This window comes from Anaerococcus provencensis (genome assembly GCF_000312365.2).
GTDB lineage: Bacteria > Bacillota > Clostridia > Tissierellales > Peptoniphilaceae > Anaerococcus > Anaerococcus provencensis.
Genome location: NZ_HG003686.1, coordinates 103,595 through 128,835, shown reverse-complemented (window position 1 = coordinate 128,835; position 25,241 = coordinate 103,595). Strand labels below are relative to the sequence as shown.

General features: G+C 34.4%; 32 protein-coding genes. 3 read left to right on the top strand and 29 right to left on the bottom strand.

Going from position 1 to position 25,241, the window contains the following annotated elements; translation table 11 throughout:
• Positions 1-9 precede the first annotated feature (9 nt).
• Entirely contained in the window at positions 10-681 is a 672-nt protein-coding gene (locus BN38_RS03290; RefSeq protein WP_044565564.1) for a DUF3800 domain-containing protein, read from the top strand.
• A gap of 220 nt (positions 682-901) precedes the next feature.
• On the opposite strand, the gene BN38_RS03285 is transcribed toward BN38_RS03290, so the two are convergent.
• The 8 genes from BN38_RS03285 to BN38_RS03250 form a co-directional block, all read right to left on the bottom strand.
• Complete coding sequence (locus tag BN38_RS03285; protein WP_044565562.1) at positions 902-2,491, bottom strand: terminase large subunit; 1,590 nt, start codon at positions 2,489-2,491, stop codon at positions 902-904.
• 97 nt (positions 2,492-2,588) lie between these two features.
• Positions 2,589-2,876 carry a hypothetical protein gene (locus BN38_RS03280; RefSeq protein ID WP_044565560.1) on the bottom strand — a complete coding sequence of 96 codons (288 nt, stop codon included), beginning with the start codon at positions 2,874-2,876 and terminating at the stop codon, positions 2,589-2,591.
• A 93-nt stretch (positions 2,877-2,969) separates the two neighbouring features.
• Entirely contained in the window at positions 2,970-3,338 is a 369-nt protein-coding gene (locus BN38_RS03275; protein WP_044565559.1) for a DUF7698 family protein, read from the bottom strand.
• Positions 3,339-3,410: 72 nt separating this feature from the next.
• Positions 3,411-3,626, bottom strand: coding sequence for a DUF4314 domain-containing protein (locus BN38_RS03270; protein WP_044565558.1), 216 nt, complete (start codon positions 3,624-3,626; stop codon positions 3,411-3,413).
• A gap of 43 nt (positions 3,627-3,669) precedes the next feature.
• Positions 3,670-4,920 (bottom strand): site-specific DNA-methyltransferase, encoded by a 1,251-nt coding sequence (locus BN38_RS03265; protein ID WP_044565557.1) that lies wholly within the window; start codon positions 4,918-4,920, stop codon positions 3,670-3,672.
• Positions 4,920-5,702 carry an S-adenosylmethionine synthetase N-terminal domain-containing protein gene (locus BN38_RS03260; RefSeq protein WP_044565555.1) on the bottom strand — a complete coding sequence of 261 codons (783 nt, stop codon included), beginning with the start codon at positions 5,700-5,702 and terminating at the stop codon, positions 4,920-4,922. The genes BN38_RS03265 and BN38_RS03260 overlap by 1 nt, the downstream gene beginning before the upstream one ends.
• A gap of 5 nt (positions 5,703-5,707) precedes the next feature.
• Positions 5,708-6,355 (bottom strand): P27 family phage terminase small subunit, encoded by a 648-nt coding sequence (locus BN38_RS03255; protein WP_044565554.1) that lies wholly within the window; start codon positions 6,353-6,355, stop codon positions 5,708-5,710.
• A gap of 50 nt (positions 6,356-6,405) precedes the next feature.
• On the bottom strand, positions 6,406-6,765 hold the full coding sequence (locus BN38_RS03250) for an HNH endonuclease (protein ID WP_044565553.1): 360 nt from the start codon (positions 6,763-6,765) through the stop codon (positions 6,406-6,408).
• Between the two features lie 189 nt (positions 6,766-6,954).
• On the opposite strand from BN38_RS03250, the gene BN38_RS03245 reads away from it, so the two are divergent.
• Both BN38_RS03245 and BN38_RS03240 read left to right on the top strand, forming a co-directional pair.
• Positions 6,955-7,212, top strand: coding sequence for an AbrB/MazE/SpoVT family DNA-binding domain-containing protein (locus BN38_RS03245; protein WP_002834889.1), 258 nt, complete (start codon positions 6,955-6,957; stop codon positions 7,210-7,212).
• Positions 7,212-7,478, top strand: coding sequence for a type II toxin-antitoxin system RelE/ParE family toxin (locus tag BN38_RS03240; protein WP_044565552.1), 267 nt, complete (start codon positions 7,212-7,214; stop codon positions 7,476-7,478). Before BN38_RS03245 ends, BN38_RS03240 begins: the two co-directional genes overlap by 1 nt.
• 74 nt (positions 7,479-7,552) lie before the next feature.
• Here BN38_RS03240 and BN38_RS03235 read toward each other — a convergent pair whose 3' ends face one another.
• The 21 genes from BN38_RS03235 to pfkA form a co-directional block, all read right to left on the bottom strand.
• The gene (locus BN38_RS03235) at positions 7,553-7,954 is read right to left on the bottom strand and encodes a DUF1492 domain-containing protein (RefSeq protein ID WP_044565551.1); all 402 of its coding nucleotides are present in this window, start codon (positions 7,952-7,954) and stop codon (positions 7,553-7,555) included.
• 93 nt (positions 7,955-8,047) lie between these two features.
• On the bottom strand, positions 8,048-9,394 hold the full coding sequence (locus BN38_RS03230) for a DEAD/DEAH box helicase (RefSeq protein WP_044565550.1): 1,347 nt from the start codon (positions 9,392-9,394) through the stop codon (positions 8,048-8,050).
• On the bottom strand, positions 9,395-9,676 hold the full coding sequence (locus BN38_RS03225) for a VRR-NUC domain-containing protein (RefSeq protein WP_044565549.1): 282 nt from the start codon (positions 9,674-9,676) through the stop codon (positions 9,395-9,397).
• Positions 9,634-9,891, bottom strand: a complete 258-nt coding sequence (locus tag BN38_RS03220) for a sterile alpha motif-like domain-containing protein (protein WP_019131836.1) — start codon at positions 9,889-9,891, stop codon at positions 9,634-9,636. Before BN38_RS03220 ends, BN38_RS03225 begins: the two co-directional genes overlap by 43 nt.
• A 264-nt stretch (positions 9,892-10,155) precedes the next feature.
• Positions 10,156-12,357, bottom strand: a complete 2,202-nt coding sequence (locus BN38_RS03215; protein WP_044565548.1) for a phage/plasmid primase, P4 family — start codon at positions 12,355-12,357, stop codon at positions 10,156-10,158.
• Positions 12,358-12,744: a DUF7768 domain-containing protein gene (locus BN38_RS03210; protein ID WP_044565547.1), complete on the bottom strand. Its 387-nt coding sequence runs from the start codon at positions 12,742-12,744 to the stop codon at positions 12,358-12,360.
• Positions 12,737-12,937, bottom strand: coding sequence for a hypothetical protein (locus BN38_RS03205; protein ID WP_044565546.1), 201 nt, complete (start codon positions 12,935-12,937; stop codon positions 12,737-12,739). Before BN38_RS03205 ends, BN38_RS03210 begins: the two co-directional genes overlap by 8 nt.
• Before the next feature lie 13 nt (positions 12,938-12,950).
• Positions 12,951-15,809 carry a DNA polymerase gene (locus BN38_RS03200; RefSeq protein ID WP_044565545.1) on the bottom strand — a complete coding sequence of 953 codons (2,859 nt, stop codon included), beginning with the start codon at positions 15,807-15,809 and terminating at the stop codon, positions 12,951-12,953.
• Positions 15,784-15,984, bottom strand: a complete 201-nt coding sequence (locus tag BN38_RS03195; RefSeq protein WP_002834902.1) for a hypothetical protein — start codon at positions 15,982-15,984, stop codon at positions 15,784-15,786. The genes BN38_RS03200 and BN38_RS03195 overlap by 26 nt, the downstream gene beginning before the upstream one ends.
• A 9-nt stretch (positions 15,985-15,993) precedes the next feature.
• Positions 15,994-16,539: a DUF2815 family protein gene (locus BN38_RS03190; protein ID WP_044565544.1), complete on the bottom strand. Its 546-nt coding sequence runs from the start codon at positions 16,537-16,539 to the stop codon at positions 15,994-15,996.
• Positions 16,529-17,026 (bottom strand): HNH endonuclease, encoded by a 498-nt coding sequence (locus BN38_RS03185; protein WP_049944435.1) that lies wholly within the window; start codon positions 17,024-17,026, stop codon positions 16,529-16,531. Before BN38_RS03185 ends, BN38_RS03190 begins: the two co-directional genes overlap by 11 nt.
• The gene (locus BN38_RS03180; protein WP_044565543.1) at positions 17,023-18,141 is read right to left on the bottom strand and encodes a DUF2800 domain-containing protein; all 1,119 of its coding nucleotides are present in this window, start codon (positions 18,139-18,141) and stop codon (positions 17,023-17,025) included. The genes BN38_RS03185 and BN38_RS03180 overlap by 4 nt, the downstream gene beginning before the upstream one ends.
• Complete coding sequence (locus BN38_RS03175) at positions 18,141-18,437, bottom strand: hypothetical protein (RefSeq protein WP_026074035.1); 297 nt, start codon at positions 18,435-18,437, stop codon at positions 18,141-18,143. The genes BN38_RS03180 and BN38_RS03175 overlap by 1 nt, the downstream gene beginning before the upstream one ends.
• Positions 18,379-18,750: a hypothetical protein gene (locus BN38_RS03170; RefSeq protein ID WP_044565540.1), complete on the bottom strand. Its 372-nt coding sequence runs from the start codon at positions 18,748-18,750 to the stop codon at positions 18,379-18,381. The genes BN38_RS03175 and BN38_RS03170 overlap by 59 nt, the downstream gene beginning before the upstream one ends.
• Positions 18,738-19,256 (bottom strand): sigma-70 family RNA polymerase sigma factor, encoded by a 519-nt coding sequence (locus BN38_RS03165; RefSeq protein ID WP_044565539.1) that lies wholly within the window; start codon positions 19,254-19,256, stop codon positions 18,738-18,740. Before BN38_RS03165 ends, BN38_RS03170 begins: the two co-directional genes overlap by 13 nt.
• Positions 19,257-19,591: 335 nt before the next feature.
• Complete coding sequence (locus tag BN38_RS11150) at positions 19,592-19,756, bottom strand: hypothetical protein (RefSeq protein ID WP_002834910.1); 165 nt, start codon at positions 19,754-19,756, stop codon at positions 19,592-19,594.
• Positions 19,757-19,828: 72 nt separating this feature from the next.
• On the bottom strand, positions 19,829-20,614 hold the full coding sequence (locus tag BN38_RS03160) for an ImmA/IrrE family metallo-endopeptidase (protein WP_044565537.1): 786 nt from the start codon (positions 20,612-20,614) through the stop codon (positions 19,829-19,831).
• A gap of 2 nt (positions 20,615-20,616) precedes the next feature.
• Positions 20,617-20,988, bottom strand: coding sequence for a helix-turn-helix domain-containing protein (locus BN38_RS03155; protein ID WP_002834913.1), 372 nt, complete (start codon positions 20,986-20,988; stop codon positions 20,617-20,619).
• A 250-nt stretch (positions 20,989-21,238) separates the two neighbouring features.
• Positions 21,239-22,489 carry a 23S rRNA (uracil(1939)-C(5))-methyltransferase RlmD gene (rlmD, locus tag BN38_RS03150; protein ID WP_044565535.1) on the bottom strand — a complete coding sequence of 417 codons (1,251 nt, stop codon included), beginning with the start codon at positions 22,487-22,489 and terminating at the stop codon, positions 21,239-21,241.
• On the bottom strand, positions 22,489-24,267 hold the full coding sequence (pyk, locus tag BN38_RS03145) for a pyruvate kinase (RefSeq protein WP_407636489.1): 1,779 nt from the start codon (positions 24,265-24,267) through the stop codon (positions 22,489-22,491). Before pyk ends, rlmD begins: the two co-directional genes overlap by 1 nt.
• A gap of 14 nt (positions 24,268-24,281) precedes the next feature.
• The gene (gene pfkA / locus BN38_RS03140) at positions 24,282-25,241 is read right to left on the bottom strand and encodes a 6-phosphofructokinase (RefSeq protein ID WP_044565534.1); all 960 of its coding nucleotides are present in this window, start codon (positions 25,239-25,241) and stop codon (positions 24,282-24,284) included.

The following is a 25,241-nucleotide window of genomic DNA, read 5'->3' as shown; positions in this document are numbered from 1 at the left end:
GGACAAACTATGAACATATATATCGACGAATCAGGAACAATTAATAATCAACTTAAAAATGAATACTTCATTATCACGTTAATTATTCCAGATAATTCTAATGCTTTAAAAAGATCCTATAAACGTTTTGTAGCATCTAATCTTGAAGAGCTTAAAAGAATAGACAATAGGCAAAAAATGTTTTTAAATGGAACATTTCATGAGTTAAAAGGTTCTGCTTTTGATAGACCCATGAAACAAAAATTTATAAACTTCTTTGCCAGAAAAAGCAACTTCAGTCTTTTCTATTTAAAAGTTGACAATTCAAGACTCAAAGATACTTTTTGTTCAAATACATCTAGAGTTTTCAATTACCTATTAAAAATATCACTGGACTACTTCATAAGAAATAATTACATACCAAGTGAGAATCATCTTTTACAACTTGATGAAAGAAATGAAAGAACCGAATCGAGATTCTTTCTTGAGGACTATTTAAACACTGAACTTTGCATAACTGGGATTAATCAAGGAAATTTTGCGGTTTCATATTTTGACTCTGCCAATAACTCAAATATTCAAATCGCTGATGTTTTCTCAAATATCTTGTATTCTCATCTTAAAACAGGTAATTACGCAGATGAGTTTAAAACTTTAAGAGACAATGGTATCTTAAAATATATTTTTGAATTTCCCCTATAAAACTTGACTTTTTTCTATTTTTAAAGTATCATGATTATACCAACAGTAAGTCTTATTCAAGTGCCATTATCTAGGTAAGCGATATGTGTTATCGTCACTCATAAGCAATTGGTATACATATTCTAGCCACCTATATGGTGGCTTTTTTCGTGCATTTTTACTTAACTCTAAATCTCGCCACTTTTCTAAATTTGGCTATGATAAATCAAAAATAGAGAGATTAAAAAATAATCAATCCCCTATCATCATAAACCGACTCACTAGTATCATTGCCACACCTTATAGCCCTATCAAGAGCCATGATTGTAGCAATAACCCCATCTATCTTTTCTGTAGATTTTTCTTTATCTGCCTTAATGTTTCCAGCGGGATCTGTTCGAATAAAGATATTATCCATCATCCACCTTAGAACTGGATGACCTCCATGGGCTATTTTTCTTTCGAGAGTTAGTTTCATTAATTCTTTTGTTGGTGGAGACATGTCTTTAAATCCTTGACCAAAAGGAACAACTGTGAAACCCATTCCTTCTAAGTTTTGTACCATCTGAACTGCTCCCCATCTGTCAAAGGCAATTTCTCGGATGTTATATATATCACCTAAATCTTCTATAAATTTTTCAATAAAACCATAATGAACTACATTGCCTTCTGTTGTCTGAATATAGCCTTGTTTTTTCCATAGGTCATAGTTCACATGGTCTCTTTTTACTCTTAGGTCGAGGTTATCTTCTGGCAACCAAAAGTAGGGTAATATTTGATATTTATCATCCTCATCTAATGGAGGAAAGACTAAAACAAAGGCCGTAATATCTGTTGTTGATGATAGGTCAAGTCCACCATAACAAACTCTACCTTTTAGTTCTTCTTCATTAACAGCAAAGTTACATAAGTCCCATTTTTCCATAGGCATCCACCTAATTGCTTGTTTGACCCACTGATTTAATCTTAACTGTCTGAAGGCATTTTCTTCAGTTGGGTTTTGCTTAGCCGATTCACAGGCTTGTCTTACTTTTTCTATTGGAACTGTAATTCCTAAGGATGGGTTAGCCTTATGCCATACTTTTTCATCTGTCCAATCATCTTCTCTATCTGCTCCATAAATCACGGGATAAAAAGTTGGATCAGTTTTTCTTCCTTCAAGTATGTCGACTGCCTTTTGGTGAGTTTCGTAGCAGATTGATTTCGTATCTGTTCCTGCAGTTGTAATAAGAAAATATAGGGGTTGAGTTCTTGCATCTCCTGAACCTTTTGTCATAACATCAAAAAGTTTTCTGTTAGGTTGGGTATGAAGTTCGTCAAAGACCACACCATGAATATTAAATCCGTGTTTAGAATAAGCCTCTGCAGATAAAACTTGATAGAAAGAATTGGTCGGCTTATATATCATTCTCTTTTGAGATGCTAGTATCTTTACTCTTTTAGATAAGGCTGGGCTCATCCTTACCATATCAGCTGCAACATCGAAGACGATAGTTGCTTGTTGCCTATCTGCAGCACATCCATAAACTTCTGCTCTTTCCTCTCCATCACCGCAAGTAAGAAGGAGTGCTACAGCAGCTGCAAGTTCTGACTTTCCCATTTTCTTTGGTATTTCAATATAGGCTGTATTAAATTGTCGATACCCTGTATCTTTCACAATTCCAAACAAGTCTCTAATGATTTCTTCTTGCCAGTCAATAAGCTTGAAATCTTTACCTGCCCATCTACCTTTTGTGTGTTTTAGGCATTCTATAAAGGTGACAGCATAGTCTGCTTTGTTTTTATCATAGTGAGATGTAGGTAGCATAAATTTTGTTGGTTTATATTTCATTTGACCTCCTTCATCTAAAAATAGGCATAAAAAATAGCCACTTGCTAGTGACTTCTACTACGACAAATAGAGCCTAAACTCTATTTGGAATTTTATTTTATCTTTGTCTTGCTATGTTTAATTCTTTGTATGCTTTCTTAAGTTCTCTTTCTAGTGTTTCTGATTCTGCAAAAAGTTGAAATTCTTCATCTGTTAAATTTCCTTTTGATACCTCCCAAAGTTCTTCATGAACTTGGTCTGCACATTTCTTTGCTGTTCCCGCTATGTCTAAAAGATTAATGGCTGCTCCAGTCTTGCCTTCTTTTGATTTTTTTATTGAGCTTTCTGCGTATCTTTTGCAAGCTGTAACTTCTGTTTCTAATCTTTCTAAAAGGTCTTTTTTCATGGTAATGTTCTCCTTCTCTTTTGTTGTACACATATTCCCGTACAAGAAGAGATAAGTCAAGCAATTATCTTGCTTAACTCTCTATTTTTTCTCTTAGTTTCTCTTGAAAAGGAGGGCTGGTTCATACTCTTTTTCCTCTTTTCTTTCTTTGAAATTCCAATTAGTCCTTCCTGTATCTATTTCAATTAAGTCTATAGGAAAGTAACCTTTTCTTTTAAAGCTTTTTAGTCCTTTCATGAGTCCTGTTGACTGATCGGAAATGGTAAATTCTTGTATCCCGAATCTTTCAAGATTCTCTATCATATCTTCGTGATTATCTTCAAATCCAATGTCTTCAAAGTTTAGGATGTCTCGACCTATCCTTTGGGATTCTCTATATGCCCAATAAAATCTGTAACTTATTTTATTTTCTTCGAATTCTTCTTTTTCTTTTATATTTTCTAGCAGTTCAATTTTTTTCATTTTTCGTTCCTCCTCTTTTGTTGTACACATATTCCCGTACAATAGAGGAATAGTCAAGCAATGTATGGTTATTTAATTAGATTTTTCAATTATATCCTCCCTAAAAATTACATTTAACATCGAACCATTATCCCATTTTACTAGGATTGATCCAATGGCATCCACCCCATAAACTGTGCCTAAAGTTCCAACTGGTGGAGCCTGTCCATCTTCCATTTGGATTAGTTTTACTCTTGTACCTACTGGATACGTCTCTTTTAATTTTTGTATAATTTCCCTTGAAATCATCTAATCACCTCACATACATATATCACTCAAATACTGATTTATATCAAGTCAGATTAATAGCATCTTCATACTTATATTTTTTTTCATCTCTTAAAAGGCTTATATCTTTATCACTACCAACTAAATTTAAATATCTTTTTACTGCTACATCAACAAATTTAGGCTCTATTTCTATTCCATAGCAGATTCGATTAAGCTCCTCACAGGCAATTAATGCAGATGCACTTCCTAAAAATCCATCAAGGACTAAGCCATTTGTTTGAGTTGATTGCTTTATTAAATAAGCAATAAGTGGTACTGGTTTTGATGATGGATGACCACATCCTTCTTTTTCAGAATCTTTAATTCCATCAAATTCAAAGACTGCTGTTTGCTTTTGATCTCCATACCAGTTATGTTTTCCATCTTTTCTCCAACCAAATATAATAGGCTCCATATTAAATTTCCAATCTGTTCTCATGAAAGGAGCTCTTGGTTTTTTCCAAATAAGCCCTGCACCAACTTTAAAGCCTGCATCTTCAAAAGCATCATAGAAAACTCTAGCTTTCATCGTTGCATAGAATTCATAAATTGATGCATCCTTAGCCATTGCGTCTTTAAAGTTTGTAAAGACCTTCATTAAAAATTCATAGGCCTCTTTATCATTTAAGTTGTCATTTTTAATCGTTCCCGATTTATTTTTTAATTCAACAAAATATGGTGCATCGGTACATACTAAATTGACCTTTGTATCATTTAGCAGCTTTTCAAAAGTATCCCACTGAGTAGAATCACCACAAATAACTTTATGTCTACCTAGAGTCCAAATATCTCCTTCCTTGGAAAAAATAGGCTTTTTAAGTTCTTCTTCAACATCAAAGTCATCTTCTTCAGCCTCTACACCAAGGTCAAAGAGCGAAGATAATTCTTCAGTTGAAAATCCTGTAAGCTCTACATTAAATCCATAATCTTCTAGGGATTCAATTTCAACTCTCAATAGTTCTTCATCCCAGCCAGCATCTAAACTTAACTTATTATCAGCAAGAACATAAGCTTTTCTTTGTGCCTCTGTGAGATGATTTTCTAAAATACATGGAACTTTCTTTAGTCCTAGTTTCTTAGCCGCTAGAAGTCTGCAATGTCCTGCTGTAATAACATTCTCTTCTGAAATTAAGATAGGATTTAAAAATCCAAATTCTTTTATAGATGCAGCTACCTTATTAATTTGTTCGTCAGTATGCGTTCTAGCATTATTAATATATGGGATGAGTTCATCTATATTTTTTAATTCATATTGTAATAGTCCTTCTTTCATTAGATGAACCCCCATTTAGCAAATTCCTCAAAACCACCGATAGAGTTAATGTAGTTTCTAGCAATTTCTACAATTTCTGAATATGGTCTACCATCAACAGTTTCATCTCCGATTGCACAGGATAATTCAATCTCTCTATTTTCCTCTTGTTCCTTTAGGTGGGCATAAATATTAACTGATACATCAGCCTTGGATAGGTCTTTACCATGAAGACCTCCGCCAGTTACTGCTCGCCCCATATCAGAACCGAGTTTTCTATTAGCCGCTCCAGTATCAACATTAAACCCTCCAGTCCAATCCCCTAATGGGTTTACGATTGCTCTTGGATAAATTGATTTTAAAATTTCTCTAGATACATTTGACTGACAGATGATGAGTTTATCTCCATCAAGAATGTATTTCCCATCGTAGGGATAATTAGAATAGATTTCACGAGCAATTAAAGATAGTTTCTTTTCTTCGTCTGAAGTAGGTACTCCCTTAAAGATTCCATTATCCCCACATCTAATCTTTTCTTTTTGATTGTTCGATAAGTGAATGTCTTGCTCTACAATTTTTACATCGGCTTTTACTTCTCCTGCTATTCTATTAATAGCTGATTTGATTTCTTCAACATCTAACTTGCAGTCCGTTTCAATAATCACATGACAATCACCATGACCAAGCAAAACTTCGACTGCTATTTTAGGATTTTCCTTTTCTTTATATGCTAAATCTACAATTGCACCTGCAATACAATCTGCTTGTTTGTCAGGATGCTTTGGATTTACTTTTTCAAACAAATTTATTACCTCCTTTGCCTTAGTAGTTTTTCCATCATATCTTCCCCATAGTCTTCATAAACTTCAGTACAGTTTTCTTTCACTATGTCATAAATTTCATACCATAAAAGATTTGCTGTCTTTTGAAATTGTGAAGACATCTGTACAAAGGGAGATGCAATAACTCCTCCCGTAGTAGGATGCTTTCCTAAAAGTCCAAATTGACTTATTGCCTCTTCACATTGAATGTATCTTGCAAAAGCCTGGGAGTAGGATTCTAATAATCTTGGATTTACTAAGTTTTCACAGTTTCTCTGTTTTAACCAACTCCAAGTCTCTTTATATATTTCATCTGCACCTAGTGGTATTCCATTCTTTTGTTTTGCAGATAGATAGTCACTTGGTGTAGGCATATCGGTTCCATCAAGAACTGCCCCATCTGGTAAGTCAACAGCATCTATTTCTTCTGGCGTGAATGTTGGAATATCATTCATTAAAATTTCTACTTTTTTACCTTTTTCTATTTTTTCAGCAGCAGGCTGTGGTTTGCCTCCTGCTTTTACTCTTCTTCCACCTCTATATGTTCCGTCTTTAGCGATAGTATCACCTCCTAATTCATCATCTTCTTTAATAGGGTCTTTGAACCCGTTTTTTTGTGCGTGAGAGGGCGGCACCGTTGGTAGAAAATTCAGTAGTAGAGATTAAGACTCCCCCTCTCTCAAAACTATTCTCGTCCGAATCTATCTCCGCGCTCAGCATGAATCTTTGAGTGACAAGATTTACAAAGACTCATAAGATTGTCTTCGTCATTAGTTCCACCACGAGAAAGAGGAAGTATGTGATGTACTTCCTCTACCTTTGTCATTCTATTTTCTTTTAAACACATCTCACAAAGTGGATGCTCTGCTACATATCTTTTTCTTATAAGTCTCCATGCTTTTCCATAACGCTTATGAGTTCTAGGATCTCTTTTATATTTTTCATAGTTTCTGTTGTATTCTTTCTCATGTTTCTTGCAGAATCGTCCGTCAACTAATTCAGGACAACCTGGATGTGAACATGGTCTCTTTGGTTTACTTGGCACTTTATCACTCCATAAAGAAAGCCCTGAAGATTTAATCTCCAAGGCTCGTTTTATTATTCTTTTGCTATTCTAACTATACTACAACTACTTACTCTCATTCTATCAACTTTACTCTCCACTTGACTTTTTTCTCAGAAGAAAATATAATTTAGTTAGAAAGTATGAATTTCTAACTAAGGAGGTTTTGTTATGTTGGTTGAACTAAAAGCTAAATCACAAGTTACTATACCAAAAGACATAGTAAACTCTATGGAATTAAATCAAGGCGATCAATTTGAAGTCATAGAAGATAACGGAAAAATTGTACTCGTTCCAGTTGCAATCTATCCAGAACACGTCATAAAAAATTTAAAAGCTGAAGTAAAAGAAATTAAAGAATCTATAAAAAATGGGACTCAACCTGTTTTTGATTCTATCGACTCTCTATTCGAAGAGTTAGACAAGTAATGTCCTATAAAATTGCTTATTCGAAAGCCTTTAAAAAACATTACAAAAAACTATCTGATACTGAAAAGAAACAAACGAAAAAGAAACTTAAATTTTTCGTAGAAAATCCTACCCATCCATCTTTAAGAACTAAGAAAATACAAGGTACAGATGGAATATGGGAGTCTTCTGTTAACATGGATATTCGCATTATTTGGTTCTATGAAAATAATGAATTGATATTTCTTTTAGATATTGGACACCACGATATCCTGGACAAGTTTTAAATTTAATACTATAATAAAAACACGAATTGAAAACGAAGTTTTGCGGGTGATGCATTTATGCGTCACCCGATTTTTTATACTTCTATATTTTTTAAAGCCTTACTATGCAATCTAAAAATATGCTGAATTGAGTAATTCATTTCAACTGCTATCTTCTCCCAAGATTCAAAACAAAGATATCTTTTTTCTAAAACGACTTGAAGTTCTTTATCTTCAATCTTTTTTATTGTTCTTACGATTTCTTTCTTTAAATCCACCAACTTATCTATATCCTTATTGATTTCTTCTTGGAGATCTACAATCTTTACGATAGTATCTTCAAGTTTTGATGATCCTCGATTAGGACTCTTAGGCATATCTGATAAGGTGGATGTAGCTTTTGTTGCTAGAGCGTTGAGTGATTCAACTTGCTCCAGCTTTGAGTTTATTCTCTTGTCTAAATAAAAAGCTTGTTTTAAATATTCTTTTGCATTCATTTCTTACCTCCATACGTTTTTGAGGTAAGTTATCCATATAACTTCTTCTCTTGCATTAATCTTAGCAAATTTTGATAGTGACAATCTATGACATCAACTCTCTAGATTTGCTTTCACTGCATCAATAAGTGCAGCTTGTGTTTTATTCTTATTTTCTAATGCTTTCATTACATCTTCATCTATAGTTCCTTTAGCTAAGATATGATGAATTACAACTGTTTCTTTCTGACCCTGCCTATATAGTCTGGCATTGGTTTGTTCATAAAGTTCTAAGGACCATGTAAGGGAAAACCAAATAAGTGTCGAACCTCCAGCTTGTAGGTTAAGTCCATGACCAGCAGATGCTGGATGGATAATGGCAACTGGAATCTTACCTTGATTCCATTCTTTAAAGTCCTCACTTGTCTTAAGTTCTCTTACATCAAACCTATCTTTTATTCTTTTCAAATCTGACTTATACCAATAAGCTATTAATACTGGTTTACCATTTGCGCCTTCTATTAAATCTTCCAAGGCATCAAGCTTTCTATCATGAATATGAATCATATTTTTATCTTCATCATAAACAGAACCCGATGCCATTTGAAGTAACTTATTAGAAAGAGCTGCAGCATTGACTGCATCTATATCTTTATCCTTAATACTAACGACCAAGTCTTTTTTTAAGGTCTCGTAGATATCTCTTTCTTTATCTGATAGATTTACAAAGACTTCATTGTTTATCTTCTCTGGCATTTTTAGGTAATCTTCAGCTTTCATAGAAACTGTGATATCTGATATCTTTTCATAGATTGCATCTTCAGCAAAAGGAAGTGGCTTATAGGAATAAATGATTGGTCCGTTTCTCTTATCTGGTTTGAAGTATATTTCCCTATACTGACCAATAAATCTACCAAGTCTCTCTCCCATATCAAGGAGCCTAAACTCAGCCCACAAATCCATTAGTCCATTAGATGATGGAGTTCCAGTAAGACCAACTATTCTTTTTACCTTTGGTCTAACTTTCATCAAGGCTTTAAACCTCTTTGACCTATGAGACTTAAAAGATGATAATTCGTCAATTACGATCATGTCGTAGTTAAATGGTATTTCGCTCTTATTTATTAGCCAGTCTACATTTTCCCTATTGATTAAATAGATATCTGCTTGTTTATTTAATGCTTTTATTCTTTCTTTTTCACTTCCTACGACCACTGAATATTTTAAGAAATCAAGGTGAGACCACTTTTCTATCTCTTCTTTCCAAGTATCCCTAGCAACTCTTAATGGTGCTACAATTAAAACTTTAGAAATTTCAAAAGAATCAAAGAGTAAGTCTTTTATAGCTGTTAGACTTATAACCGTCTTACCGAGTCCCATGTCCAGTAGAAGTGCTGATTCTTCATTTTCTTTTATAAATTCAGTAGCATAGTTTTGGTATTTATGTGGAGTGTATTCCAATTAGTTACCTCCGATTCTATTTATTATTCCATCAATGTTTTCTTTTGAGTCAAGAACATAAACCTTAAAACCTAAGTTTTTAAATTGTCTTATTCTCTTTTTCTGAATTGGTCTTGGTTCTCCTCCAGGTCTTTTTGTTTCCACAAATCCAATCTTTCCTTTAGGTAGAAGTATTATCCTGTCTGGTATTCCCGTCATTGATGGAGATGTAAACTTAAGACATAGACCCTTATTCTCTTTTACTCTTTTAACAAGGGCAGATTCAATATCTTTCTCTCGCAATTTTCATACTCCTTCCATGCTTTTTCAAAAGCCATCATACAATCATAACAAGCACCCTGGCTTTTTAAATAATTTTTAATCAGTCTTTTCCAGCCCTTAAATTTCCCTGTTTTATTTTTAGGAAAGTCTCTATCTTCCTTCATATCTCTTGCTAAATCTCCTCTTGGAGACTTTTCATTTAAGTGATTTTTCATCATGTAGTTATAGAAATTCATAAATCCTCCATTTTTCTAAAGTGTTGTATAGTGTAGCTATATATAAACCTTTTACACGAGAGAATAAAAATAATATATAAAAGAAAGTAGGCTATGACTATTCACACCATACAAAATGCGTATATTAAGCCATTTCAGTGTTAAGTCAAGTGTAAATAGTCATGTCTTTTTGTAGTTTAGTGTATGCACTTTTCATTAATTAAGAAAAACTTTTTTCTATGCAATCATCTTTATTTAGCCTATAAATGCTACACTAAGATGCATTTATAAAAAGTCGTCTTCCGACTCCATTAAATCATTGATGGTTATACCACCCCATTCAATTCCCCTATTTGTCCTTTTCTTTTCATAACCTTCTGCTATAAGGGCTCGTGAAAAATCTCTATTGTTTCTAATATATTCTCCATTTGAACCAGCCCACTCACGATAAACTTGATATAACCTTGCACTCATTTCTTTATAATTTGTTCCTTTTATGCATTTATCTGAAATAAAATGGTTTATCCAGTCATTTTCTTCTTTATATGAACTTTTAGCATCATCTACGACATTACATTTTGGATATTTAAAGCCTGCATCTATATATTCTTTTGCTCCTTCAATCATCCACTGTAGAATTGCTCCTCCTGCTTTTTCTATAAGCTTATCTATATAGTCTGTCTTAGGATTTTTAATGGCAATAGAAAATGGAGCCACCACAATTCTTCTCCAGGTTCCTCGATCATTAGAGCCCACCTTTGGTAGATGGTTTGTATAGAGAATAGTAGAATGTGTTGGCGTAAATGAAAAGGGTGCATAGTATTTTCTTTCTGCTGAAATATCATCAACACTTGCTATCTGCTTTAACATAGAACTTGACAGTCTTTGACCCTCTTCTGTTTCAGAGGCTAGAATAAATCTCTTACCACATAACTCTGCAAGATCAACCTTCACATTCTTTGCTCTTGTTGTTAAAGACTCAGCTGGGATTTTACCTGCATAGTCTCCAAGAACGTGAGCCTCTGAATTAAAAACAGTAGACTTTCCATTTCCTCCATCTCCGTAAGCTATAAGGAGTGCTTCTTCATAAACATGACCTATTAATGTAGACCCTGCATGGAACTTTAAGAAATTAATAAACTCATCATCTCCACCAGTTACATCCCTTAAAGTATCTATCCACATATCCATATTATCCTTACTTGGAGCTAGGGCAGTAATCTTCGTGCAATAGTAAGACGGGTCATGCTCTTTTATTTCACTTGTTTTTAAATCAATAACTCCAACAGGTGTATTTAAAATAAAAGCATCTGCATCAAGTTTTTCATTTTTAACTTCTAACAAAGACTTGGCTAGTTTTAATATTCCAGATACTTTTCCGTGGTCGTTCATCTTTTTAGCAAAATTAAGATAGGCTTTTGCAGTATTTACTTTTAACTTTGCTTGTACTTTTTCTTCCTTATTTCCCATCATTTCTGCATCTGCTAATTCTTGATAGGTCTCTTTAAATTCAATGCTTGCGTTTTCTAAAACTTTTTTGGCAGTCTCCATATAAAGACTCATTACTTTTAGCTCAGAATCTTCCCACTTCTTGCCCGTCCAATAAAGCCAGCCTTGAGATATGGTGTAGATAGCTTTACCTTTGTTGTGCTTAGTAAAGATTTCAGCCATTGCTATATCTGTAAGTTTCTCAGGCTTATATTCCTCATACCTTTCATTGTATTCTTCAGGTGGTACATAATCTTCACTCGCCGCCACCTTTTTATAAAACTTACAAGCTGACTTCCATATTTGTTCTAACTCCTCATCTTCTAGTGGTGGAGAACAAAGGCTGGCTTTTTTATCGAATAGTTCTCTTGCCTCATCTGTATTTCCATATCGAATTAAAATCCTACCAGCAAAATGGTTCATAGTTGAATTTCTAGAGCCTTGCTGAATCAAGTCTTGAGAATTATCAAAATCCTCAAAGTCATCTTTTAGAATATCAGTTATATATTTCCTTCCCCTAACTATTTCAACGGCAGGATTCTTAACTCCAAAGAAAAATCTCGCTCCATCTAAGGCATTTCCATCAAAGAAAGTATAAGCCTCCGCCAAGCTTTCTTTTATTCCTACATATTCAGCTAAATTTGTGATCTTAGGAATTGGAAAATATATGTGCATTCTTGGTCTTGCAGCTTTTCCATTTTTTTCTTTTCTATGGTTTCTGCTGTAAACTATGGCAAATTTAACTCCATCAAATATTCTCTTTAAATCATTAGCTGAAATCCAATCATCTGGATTTTCTGAATGGTCGTTGTCTATATCCATGGGAACACATTCTGACTCTATAAAATTATCGTTGGACCTGTAGGAATTTTTATACTTAGCCATTACATGGTCAAAACTTGCTGCTTCCTCAAATGACCTAACATCTACTGCATCCATCTCATTTAGATAAACACAATTTGACTCCACTCCTATTAAATTCGAGGTGTATATTTTCAATTAGGATACCTCCTTTATATAGCGAATCTTCATTTTTCTCTTCTCAGCAATCTTTATTTCTTCAGCCATTCCAGGACTTATCTTGTCACCAAAGACCCATACTTCTTCACATTTTCCAAGAAGGACATAATTAAAATGCATGGCAAGTCTTCTCTCACTTTCATCACTCATAAACTGAGGAAATAAAAGATGTGGTGCGATGGGAATATTTCCTTCATCTAAAGCATAGCGAGAATACTTCTGTGCCTTGATTACATTATTTTCTACATCTCCAGAAAATGGACTGCAGATATATACCAGGGGATAGTATCTCTTCTCTGCATTTTTAATTGCTTGATAAGGAGTGGGGTCCTTGCACCCACTCCCGTTGTATAGTTCCTTATTCATAAATACCACTCATTGTTTCACTACAAGTATTACAGCAAACTTGGGTAGAAACTAAATCTCCCTCTTCCAATACTTCAACTAAATCGACTCGAACTTCTTTTCCACACTTTGGACAGGTGCAAAATACATTCTCATCATTTATTTCAATGCTTACTTCCATGGCATCATTTATTTTTTCTTTAACATAAAACATGAATAACCCTCCATTAGTCTTTTTTATAAAATTCACTTTCAAATCCATCTGCATCTAAGATAAGTCCAGGTGCCCAGCTAGGAACTATGGACATGATTTCATTTATTTCTTCTATGCTAGATGAATCACTTTCTATAACAACTTCGTCATGAATATGCATGACGATATTAAATCCTTTTTCCTCAAGTCTCATCAAAGCCTCAGCTAAAATATCTCTTGCGATGGCTTGAACTATATTCTCTACAAATTTTCCACCATAGGATTCAATCTTGTCCCATTTATTTCCTACTACGATTCCCTCATAGACTACTGATTCTCCACCAAATCGATTCGTTCCTATTTTTGCCTTTGGATAAACTAATCTTCTTTTTGAAGGAAGTTCTATGAAAAGGATGCCTTTCTCATAGCTAATAACTAAATTCTTATATTTTTCTTTAATTCTAGTCTTTACAACTCTTTTTACGACTGCATCTATGTCCCACCAAAGACTCACTATATTTGGATTAGCCTCTCGCCAGGAATCAACTATTGATTGAAGTTCATCTTCAGATAGCCCCATTTCTATAGCACCCATAGCCTTAAGCGCTCCCACAGAGCCACCATAACCACAAGCAAGCGTTGCTACCTTACCTTTTTGTCTTAAGTCTCCATTTACTCCATGTTTTACAACAGGCACACCAAACATCTGACTTGCTGTAGAGCAGTAGATATCTTCTCCATTTTTAAAGGCATTAAGCACCCAGTCTTCTCCCGCAAGCCAAGCTAGAACTCTTGCTTCAATTGCTGAAAAATCGGAAACTATAAATCGGCATCCCTCTTTTGGAATAAAGGCTGTTCTTATCAGTTGGGATAACACATCGGATGGTGAGTCATAAAGCATTTCTAAGCTTTCGTATTCTTTATTTCTTACAAGACTTCTTGCAAGGTCTAAATCTTGTAGGTTATTTCTCCTCAAATTTTGTACCTGGATAAGACGTCCTGAATTTCCTGTAACCCATACTCTTCCATTTCTCCTCACTAAAAAGAAACCTGTTGGAGTCATAGCACAGTAGACCATTCCCGTATAGTCTATTTTCTTTGCTTTTCTTTGTATTTGATGTGCGTTTTTAGGTCTTAACCAAATGTCTAATATATATGCATCTTGCCAATTGTTATGAACTTGCGATCTTTTCTTTATACTCATTTGACATGCTCTACCACTTAGATGAGCAAAGGCCTGTATTATATCTGCATTTTTCCTATTTACTGTAGAATACTGAATGCTGTTTTTAGCACTTTGATATCCGTCCCAATGAACAAGTTCATCAAAGAACACGTCTGCACTTTCATCAAATAGCCATGTGTCAAATGTTTTGTTTTCAAACATTCTAAGCCACAAAGGTAGGTGTCTAGAGTAGATAGTAAAAACATATCTTTTCTTTGACTTATCCATGTATTCTTTCAAATTAAAGCAAATTTCTGCTTTTCTCAAAAGACTTTTACATCTTTCAACTTTTCTAAGTTTTGAAAAAGAAAGTTTTATATTTCCTTCTGCAGTATAATGTCCATCCGCTTGAATCATAATAAGAACTCTAAGCTGAATATGATCTAAATTTGACTGAACTTGTCTATATCCAGTAAATGGAATAGCTGGATGTGCATAATTTAGCATCTCGGATATTTCTCCAACTCTCCACTCACTCTTATAATGATTTTTAAAATACATCTTGTGTTCAGTTGTGCTTATTTGAGATATTCTTTTATCTTCATAGAAAACCATTTGTCCACTGAATGGAAACTTAACCATTTCAGACTTTTGAAAAGATATTTTTTCTCCTATGGTATTCCAACAAGCAATGTTCCCTCCATTCCATTTATCAAGTCTAACCCAGCCTTTATCAGTTAAAACTTCGTGATCTCCAGTTAAACAATATCTTCCTGTACGATTTGCCCCATAAAATTGAAGGAGCCCTCTCACACGTTTGTCTTTTCCCTTTACATTTTTCATAGCATCATATTTCCTAACTGAAGACTTAGATAATTCTTGTCTAAGTTCCAATACTTCTTTTATATCTCCCTCAGTATTTTTAAGAGCAGACTCTACATCTTTTTTAGCTAAGGAATCTATCTCTAAGCCTTTTTTATTTAGCCATTCTTTAAGCTGTAAGGGAGAATTTGGATTCTCAAGACCAGTTAGTTCTATGGCTCTGTCCATATTTTCTTCTCGTAATATCTCATCAAATTTAATAGCTGAATCAACTAAAACTTCATCAATTAAGATTCCTCTATCGTTGATGTTTTGGTCTATCCAGTAGTTTTCCCATTCTGAATGAGGCATTGGAAAGGCTGATAGCTTTTTCTTAATTGCCATTTCGGTTTCCACATCTCTTTGGTTATATTCCTTAAAGGTAGACCACTTTTCTAAATCGTGATGGGGTAGATTTCTTGTCCTCATACCATTGGTTTTAGTTGGTTTACATGGAATAGAAAAATATCTTATAAGAGCCTTGCCTTCATTCATCTTTTGCTTATCTAGTTTTAAAACTTCTCCTACTTTTTCAAGGGATAGAGGTAACCCTATATAGGCTGACCAAATCATGGTGCAATACCAACCTTGAGGTTTTAGTCTCTTACCTAAAAACCTAGATAGACACACCCTTTCAAAGTTCGCATTAAAGGCCCACTTCTCTATACTCTTATCACTAAGTGCTGATAATATTTCTTCAGGAATAACCTCTCCACTTGCCAAATCTACTACCTTAACTTCTCCATCATCAATAGAATAGGCAAAGAGGAGGATTTCAAAATCCTCACTCTCGGCATATTTGTATACACCACTTTTGCCTAAGTCAACTGAAGAATAGGTCTCAAGATCTATGGACAATCTCTTCATAGCTATCACTAAGCTTTGTTAATTCTGCTAAATTATTTTTTCTATCTTCTTTTATTTGTTTTTCTATTTTTCTGATATCTCTATCTAGTTCTTTTAACTGAGCTTGTAAAAATCCAAGCTTATACCATAAAAAGGACCAAATAGCTAAAACTATTGCTGTAATTAAATAGTCCATTTCTACCTCCTATGCTAAGAAATCTTCATCATCATCGTCCATAGCATCGAAGTCATCTGCTGCATTAGACCTATTTCCTAGAGGTTGTCCATCTCTTAGTTTTTGAATATTCCCTAGCCCAACCGCTACGCCCTTATTGCCATTTACATTGTAGGCATAGAAGTTAAGAGATACCCTTGCATAAACTCCTGAGTAGACTTCACTTCTATCAAGAATAGGTTCTACGTTTCTATCCACAATTTGAGGTGCTGTCATAGAGTTGGCATTTAAGAAGTATGCATCGGCATAAGCCTCATCATCTTTTTCTGTGTCACCATCTCTTAATGGAAGTTTGATGGCTTTCTTATTTGGCTTCTTTCCATTAAATTTAGAAAGTCCTTCATCAATAGCAGCATCTACTGCCTTTTCAATCTTCTCAATTGTCTTTTGGTCGCTCTTTGGGATAATGACAGATACTGAATACCTTTCTTTACCACCATTGATTGACTTTGGTTCCCAACCATTAAAATATGATAATCTAACTTCTCCAGTAATTACTTTTGTTTTATTTTGCATAATTTTCCTCCTGAATTATATTTAATTTTGCAAATCTACCATGATACTTTTTTGCCGCTTCGTTGTACGCCATTGCAGCGTCTACTTCTTTATCAAAACTGCCTAAATAAATATGCTTTTCATTTATTCTGATGCACGCTTGCCAACATCTATCTCTAATATGAAAAGTAACTCCCTTATATCTAGAGTGAGATTTCATGTTAAACTTTTTTCTATTAAAAGAATTTTCTTGTCTAGTTGCTAGCCTCAAATTAGATCGTCTATTATCTAATCTATTCAGATTTATATGATCTACTTCCATATTCTCTGGAGCATTTAGAATTTGCCTATGCATTCTAATATGGCGAGATTTATTCTCTGGATTGTGTCTACAGGCATATAACTGACCTGGATGACCGCTGGCAAACCACTTATATTTTGATAGTTCTTTGTAATCTTCATCGTCAACTAATGCATAAAATCCTTTTGTAAGTGGTATTTTTTTCATTCCTTAACCACTCCAAATTCTTCTTTCACATTTTCAATTACTACTTCATCTCTTTTATCATTAATGTTCACTAAGATAAGTTTGCCTTTTGGTTTTTCTAATAAGTCGTTGATATTTTCATCAAAGACTTTCTTACCTAGTAACTTAGTCATAGCTGTGATGCCAAGTAACTTTTCTTCAAAGGGATTGAATCCCAGTTCTTTTACTTTTTTTACAACTTCATCTTCATCTCGGTATTTTCTATTAGACCTACCTTCAACAAGTTTTAGGTCCTTCCACCTATGACCCTTCATTGCTCTTTCTAAAGCGTAAGCCTTGATGTCTTTGACCCATTGTTCCATTTCATCTAGTTTTGGTAGAATCTCTTCAATTTCATCATCAGATAGTTCTGGTGGTAGAATAAATTCTTCTTGTGCTAGTTTTAGATTTTCTTCTGCTCTTTTCCTGCATTTATTCTTTGCTTTGCAGAAGATGCACCATTCTCCACAAGAAAATTCTCCCTCGCCTTTATAGGCTTTCTCAGCAATTTCTCGTATGGTTTCTCCCCACTCATAAAGTTCTATCTTCTTGATTTCACAAGTTGATATATTGCATCTTCTTGGTTGATAGATATGAAGAATTACTTCCTCAATATCATAAATTCCATCAAAGAGACTTAATGCGCCAAGTCCGTATAACATGAGTTGTGAATTATCTTTAGCATCTACTAAAACTCCCTGACCATACTTTAGATCTATTACATGAAGTTCTTTTCCGCCAACAACTACACAGTCAGCTGTACCAAAGGACTCTTTAACATAGTCTGATAGGTTAAGTCTTTCTTCCACAAAGACGGCTGGGCTTTCATAACTACTTATTACTTCTATTACATATGAGGCATATCCTTCAGTTAACTCATCCATTTCTTCATCATAAAAATCTAAATCCTCTGTTGGATCTTTTACATCTAAGCCTAATAACTTTTTTAGTTTATATTCTGCTAAGGCATGAGCTGAGGTACCTTCAAGTGCATAAGGACTAACTTCATCTTCATATTTTTGAGATAGCTTTACGCTTGGTGGACAGTGAATCCATCTATTAGAAGATGATGCTGATAAAATAGCATGAGCGCCCATTACAACTTCTCCACATCTGCTACCAAGTCCTTATAGTTACTTGGATCAATCTCAGATAACTTTTTAGCTCCATACTTTTCTAAGAGTTCTCTTATCTTAGCTGTATGGCCTAATCTTGATTTGTCGGCTAGTATCTTTCTAACATCTTCAATCTCATAGGTCTTTTCTTCTTGTTTTGCCTTCTCTTCTTTAGGCAGTTCCTCATCACTTTCTAGTGCTGTTAGAAGGACACCTATACTAGATGCAAGATTCTCTGCATCTTCTTTGATTTCCATTAGTAGCTTTATTCTTGACATCTTTTTCTCCTTTCTCTGGTTGCATTAATTCCTTAGCTATCTTCTTGGCAACAATTGAGATGGCTATTAAACTTTCTGCCATCTGTTCGTTTTTTACTAAGTCCACTTTGTTCCTCCTTTCATACTCCTTGGGACATTCTTTAAATTTTTGAGTAAGATTTCTCCTCTCATACTCCTTAGGACATTTGCCTTCATTTTGAGTAAGTTGTATCTCCTCATACTTCTTAGGACATCCTGTTTGTATTTGAGTAAGACTTCTTCCCTCATATTCCTTAGGACATCTAGTAAGTTTTTGAGTAATTATTTTTTCCAAGGTCTCAATTTCTCTTGAATCTTTGGTAAATGCTTATTTTTGATGTTATTAACTGTTTTTTGGGATATTCCTACTACTTCTGCGACTTCTCTTTCTTTCATTTCGTAGAGAAAAAGTAGTTTTAGAACTTTTTTATCTCTTTCAGAAAATTCACTAATGACTTCTAAGAATGCTTCTTCTAGAAGTTTGTACGTTACTATATCCTCAGTATTTTTAACGCTAGTTACTTCAAAGTCGTATTCCTCTTCAGCAACATCAAGGGATAAGGGAAGACCATATTCTTTTGTTTCGACAAAGCCTGTTTCTAAACTTCCTGCTTGGACATAGTTTCCATTTTTCTCAGCCACTGTTTTAATTCTGTCTTTATCTTGTAGTTCTTCTAAATTCTTGTAGGCTCTTTGGATTCTCTTTTTTTCTCTCCAGATTGGTTTCATATATTCTTTGTAGACTTCTTCACTAACTTCGATTTCTTTGCCATTTATTTCTAAATATCTTTTCTTTGCCATCTTTTGCCTCCTTGCAAAATATCTAGATCCGCAAGAAGGCCATCCGTAAAAACAAAAAAGACGGCAATAGAAAACCATGGTTTGGTTTTCCGACTGCCGTCTAGCGTTCTTGCGGATATCTCTTTTACTTATTTAAAATTTTAATTTCGCCTTTAACTACATAGGCTATGGTTGTACTTTTACCTCGCCTGATAGTTAGCTTTTTCTTGTCTTCGCTAATATCACAGACTCTTTTTCCTTCTTTGTTTCTTATTTCTATAGGATCACCTCCTTAATATAAAAATAGCCAGATGAGTTTCCTTTTGAATACTCATCCGGCTATTTGATAGTTACATTTACTTCTTTGCTCGGTATGGTTTTTTCTTATTTTTGTTTGATATTTCCAGTGTTGAGATTTTCCCACAGTGTGGACATTTTGCTGCTATCTCTATTTTCTCTAAGGGAATTCTTGATACATCAAAAAATCTCTTTTTACAGACTGGACATGCCATTTGTTCCATAATACCTCCTTGTCTTTCCTTGTTAGCTTCTTTGCTAATTTCTTTCTTAAAAAAATATAGCTAAGCTATATTTTAAAAACTAAATTCGTTATATAGTTCTTTTGTTAATTCAAAGTCATTAGGTGCATAGCCTAATACTTTTAATCGAACTAATGCTGCTGTTTTTGATACTTGGAATTGCTCTGATACTTTCATGATGAAATCAAATAGATAAGTCTCATCCTTAATATGCTTATCATAACCTAGATAGTATAAATACTTTATAATCGCTTTTTTATTCATCAAAAGACAAGAAGCAAATGTATTCGCCTGCCATTCTATTGTATCCATAAATCCCCAGCGTTTATTTTTCTTCTTATTAACATCGCCAGTTCTACAAGCTAGTGATGCAGGCTTTTCTTCTTCATTAAAAAAAGATAGTTGGTTTGGATCTCTATAGAATACACACGGATGAATTACACCATGTCCACATTCATGAGCTAGGGTAAATCTTCTAAATCCTTTATCTCTTGGATTATCTAATTGCTTATCTATTAGAATAGTATTAGCTCTATCTGTAAGATATTCTAGTTCCCATTGTCCAGTTTCAATATTTGGCATTAGGCTTTTCATTGTTCGTATTACTTGGTCATCATTAAAGACCATCATCCCTGCATAGCATCCGTTATGAGATAAGTAGGCATACTCAACATTAAACCCTAAATCAAATTCTGCAAGCCCCTCAATATCTACTGCTTCAAAATTTTCAATTGCAGAAGGACAATATTTATTGAGAATTTGCTCGGTCAGTGATTCAATTTGATCTAAAGTGATAAATGGAGCACCTGTACTTGATTTGTTGAAGTTATATTGATACATGCCTACCTCTCTTTTTCAATTTCTTCAATGAATTTTATCCACTCTTCTTCTTTGACATCTAAGTCTCTAGCCTTTCTCAAAGCTACGCTTAAGCCTTTAGTCTTTAAAATATACTCTGGCAAATCAGGTGCCACCGTATTTCTTTGCTTTCCAGCTAAATCCATCATAATGGATGATTCTTCTTCATCCAAGTTTAATATTTTAGCAATTTGGTTCAACCTATCTAAGTCAAAAGAATCTCTTTTTCCTTTCTCTACATCGCTTAGATACGGTGAGGAAATATTAAGCCTGTCCGCCATATCCTTTAAGGTGATTCTTAAATCCTTTCTCTTCTGAGAAATAAAATCCCCAAAAGTCAGTTCGTGATTGTTCATGATTACCTCCTATTACATTATTAGCTAATCTGCTAACTTGTTTATATTTTACAGCTTATTAATTGATGTGTCAAGTCCTAATATCTATTCTGTTCACTCTCCCTATAAATATCTATCCTGTCTACACACCCCTACGATTTTTACTATTAATATGTTCCCGCAAGGTATTTTTCAAATAAAAAAATGGCTTTTAAGATTTCTTTTAAAATCCTAAAAGCCATTGGTTTCAACAGTTTTATAGCTTGTTATTCTATTTTCTTGACATCAATACTACACTCTCCACGTGCATTGTCTGAGGAAACATATCCACTGCTTTTATTTTCTTTAGTTCATATCCCCTATCCATAAACCTCTTTATATCGCGAGCTAATGTTTGAGGGTTACAAGATATGCAGACTATTTTTTCTATTCCTGCATTTCCAATAGTTTTAATCACCTCTTTATCAAGGCCTGCCCTTGGTGGGTCTACTGTTACTGCATCTATCCTATTTTCTTTGATGAATTTGCTGTCGATAAACTTTGCGTTTTTTGCTATGAATTTATAGTCTTTTAATCCATTTCTTTTTGCATTTTCTTTGGCATCTTTGATAGCATTTTTGTTGATTTCAATGCCTACTATGTGATCATCGTTGATTGACATGGAACTTGTTGCGGATCCACAGTAGAGGTCTAGGAGTTTTTGATTTTCTCCTAAGAATTCTCTAGCAACACCATAGAGATTTTCTATTTGGTATTGGTTTACTTGGTAGAAGTCATCAGCGCTAATTTTAAATGTTTTGTCTTTTATTTTAAAGTCTAGTTTGCCATCACTATTTATCACATTTATATTTCTTCTATCTATAAGATTTATATAGAATTTTGAGTTAAACCAATTCTTTCTTACGTAGTTTTGGCAATCTTTTGTAAAATGCCCGTAAAGATTTAATAAGATGTCTTTATTGTTTGTACGAATGGAGATTTCTCTAATTGCTCCGTCGAATTTCTCATTAATTTCTCTGCTTATTTCTTCTATTTGAGGTAAATTTTGACATATATAGTCACTTGCTATGAGGCAATTATCAATTTTAACTTTTTCATCTGAGTATTTTTTAAGATAATTTAGACCACCATCTTTGTCTACTTGAAGGCGAATCTTATTTCTATATCTAAATTCCGGGCTTTCTATGATTTCTATATCTTGGATTTCTAGGCCTGTTGATTTTTTGATTGCATTTTTTATTAAGTTCTTTTTTAATTCTATTTGCGCATCATAATTGATATCCATTATAGAACAACCTCCACATTCATAAAAATATGGACATGGAGGTTTTCTTTCAAATTTGCTTTTTATATTTGTTTTGATTTTCTTTGCTTCTAAGAAGTTTCTCTTTTCAGCTATGATTTCGGCATCAAGAGTTTCGCCATAGACTGCGTTTTCTACAAATACTGTTTTGCCAATAGTTTTCGCTACTCCTCTGCCGTCTTGGATGATATCAATTATCTTTAAATCTTTTAAGATCATTAGATAACTTTCGTTTCTCCTTTGTAAATTACTCCGCCGATTGGATCGACTGTGATTATATCGCCATCATTTACTAAGTTTCTGATGTTAAATGCACCTACTACAGCAGGGATTCCAAAGTGTACTGCTGCTATAGCTGTGTGGCTTGTTAGTCCGCCTTCTTCTGTTACTATAGCTTTTGCTTTTTCGATGTATTCTGTGATATCAGAGTCTGTAAATTTGGCTACTAGGATATCTCCTTCTTCAAATTTCTCTTCTAGTTCTTTTTTGGTTGATGCAAGGCATACTTTTCCTGCAACAGATTTGGTTCCTATACCTGTACCGCTTGTGATAATATCGCCTATGATGTGAACTTTGATTAGGTTTGAGTTACCAGAAATACCTAGTGGGATACCAGCTGTTACTACTGTCAAGTCTCCCTCATTAACATAATTCTCGTTAATAGCTCCAAATATTGCTCTTTCGATAAGTTCATCTGTTTCTTTGGCTTCTTGGATTACTATTGGATATACTCCCCAAACAACTGATAGTTGTCTTGCAACTTTTTCTGTTGTTGTTGCTGCAACGATATTTGTTCTTGGTTTAAATTTGGAAATAACCCTTGATGTATTACCACTTGATGTACAAGAAATGATAGCTGATGCATCAAGTTCCTTGGCAATTTCACAAGTATTTCTTGCTATAGAGTTTGTAACGTTGTTGAAGCTTGATATGTCAGTTTCGTATACGTTCTTGTTAAAGTCATCTGATAGTTCTGTTGTTATACAGATGTTTCTCATGGTACGAACTGCTTCAACTGGATACTTACCACCAGCTGTCTCGCCAGAAAGCATTACACAGTCTGTTCCGTCTATGATAGCATTTGCTACGTCAGTTGTTTCCGCACGTGTTGGTCTTGGGTTTCTAATCATAGAGTCAAGCATTTGTGTTGCTGTTATAACTGGTTTGGATGCAAGGTTTGCCTTTCTGATCATCTCTTTTTGGACAATTGGTATAAGTTCTGTACGAATTTCTATACCCAAATCACCACGGGCAACCATGATACCATCAGATGCTTCGATGATTTCATCGAGGTTATCTACACCTTCTTGAGATTCTATTTTTGAAATGATTTTGATGTTTTCTCCGCCATGATCTTCTAGAACTCTTCTGATGTCATATACGTCTTCTTTTTTGCGGACAAAGGATGCAGCTATGAAGTCAATATCATTTTCTATACCAAATTTGATGTCATCTATATCCTTTGGTGTTATTGCTGGAAGATTTGTTTGACGTCCTGGTAAGTTTACACCCTTGTGGTTGGATAAAACACCGTTATTTAGTGCTTTACAAACTACGTCTGTGCCATCTTTGATCTCAACAACTTCTAGTTGTACTAGACCATCGTCTATAAATATTTCACTTCCTACTTCAACATCTTCTGGCAAACCAGCATAAGATACAGATACTATATCTTGGTTACCAATCACATCCCTAGTTGTTAGTGTGAATGTATCTCCCGGCTTTAGGAAAATTTCGTCAACGTCAAAGTTACCAGTTCTAATTTCTGGTCCCTTAGTATCTAGCATTATAGCTATAGGTGAATTGAGTTTACGTCTAATTTTTCTTATAGTTTTAATTTTTTCTAAGTGTTCTTCATGTGTACCATGGGAAAAGTTTAGCCTTGCAACATTCATCCCACTTTTTACAAGTTCTTCAAGGATTTCTGGTGCCTCAGATGATGGGCCTATGGTACAAACAATTTTTGTCTTTTTTAAGTGTTCTGGCATTTGATTCATATTATGATTCCTTCCTATCTTGAAAGATTATTTGCTAATGAGTAAAGTTTCTCGTTAAATTGTGACTTAGAATTTATTGCTTCATCAATGCTAACTTCAATAAGTTTTCCATTAGCATATCCAATAGCAAGGCCTGTCTTCTCTTCTTGTAAAAGTTCTACTGCACGAGCTCCCATTGTTGAGCCAAGAAGTCTATCAACTGTTGATGGTGAGCCGCCCCTTTGTACGTGACCTAAGACTGTAACCTTTGTTTCAATTCCTGTCTTTTCTTCTAGTTCATTTGCTACAGAGTATGGGTCACCAACTCCCTCTGCTAGAGTTATAAGATGGTGAAGTTTTCCTCTTTTTTTGCCGTGTTCCATCTTTTCAATGATATCATCTATTGAAAATTCGTGTTCAGGTACGATAATTGATTCTGCGCCACCTGCAAGACCAGAAAATAGTGCCAAGTCTCCACAGTTTCTACCCATTACTTCTATTACAACAGCCCTACCGTGAGAGCTTGATGTGTCACGGAGTTTTCCTACAGCATCGGATACAGTTTCCATAGCTGTGAAAAATCCAATTGTAAAATCAGTATAGCCCATATCGTTGTCTATAGTTCCTGGGATTCCCACTGTTTTGATACCAAGATCTGAAAGAGCCTTAGCTCCTTGGAAAGATCCGTCACCACCGATTACAATAAGACCTTCTATACCATAATCTGTTAGGATTTGGGCACCTCTTTCTTGGCCCTTCTTACCTTTGAATTCTAGGCTTCTTGCAGTACCAAGTATGGTACCACCCTTATGTATGATATCTGCAACAGATGAAACATTCATCTCATAGATATCACCTTTCATCAAGCCATCGTATCCATTTCTGATACCCTTTATTCTCATTCCACTGTTTAATGCTGTACGAACTGCAGCTCTAATAGCAGAGTTCATACCTGGCGCATCGCCACCACTTGTTAAAATTCCTATAGTTTTCAT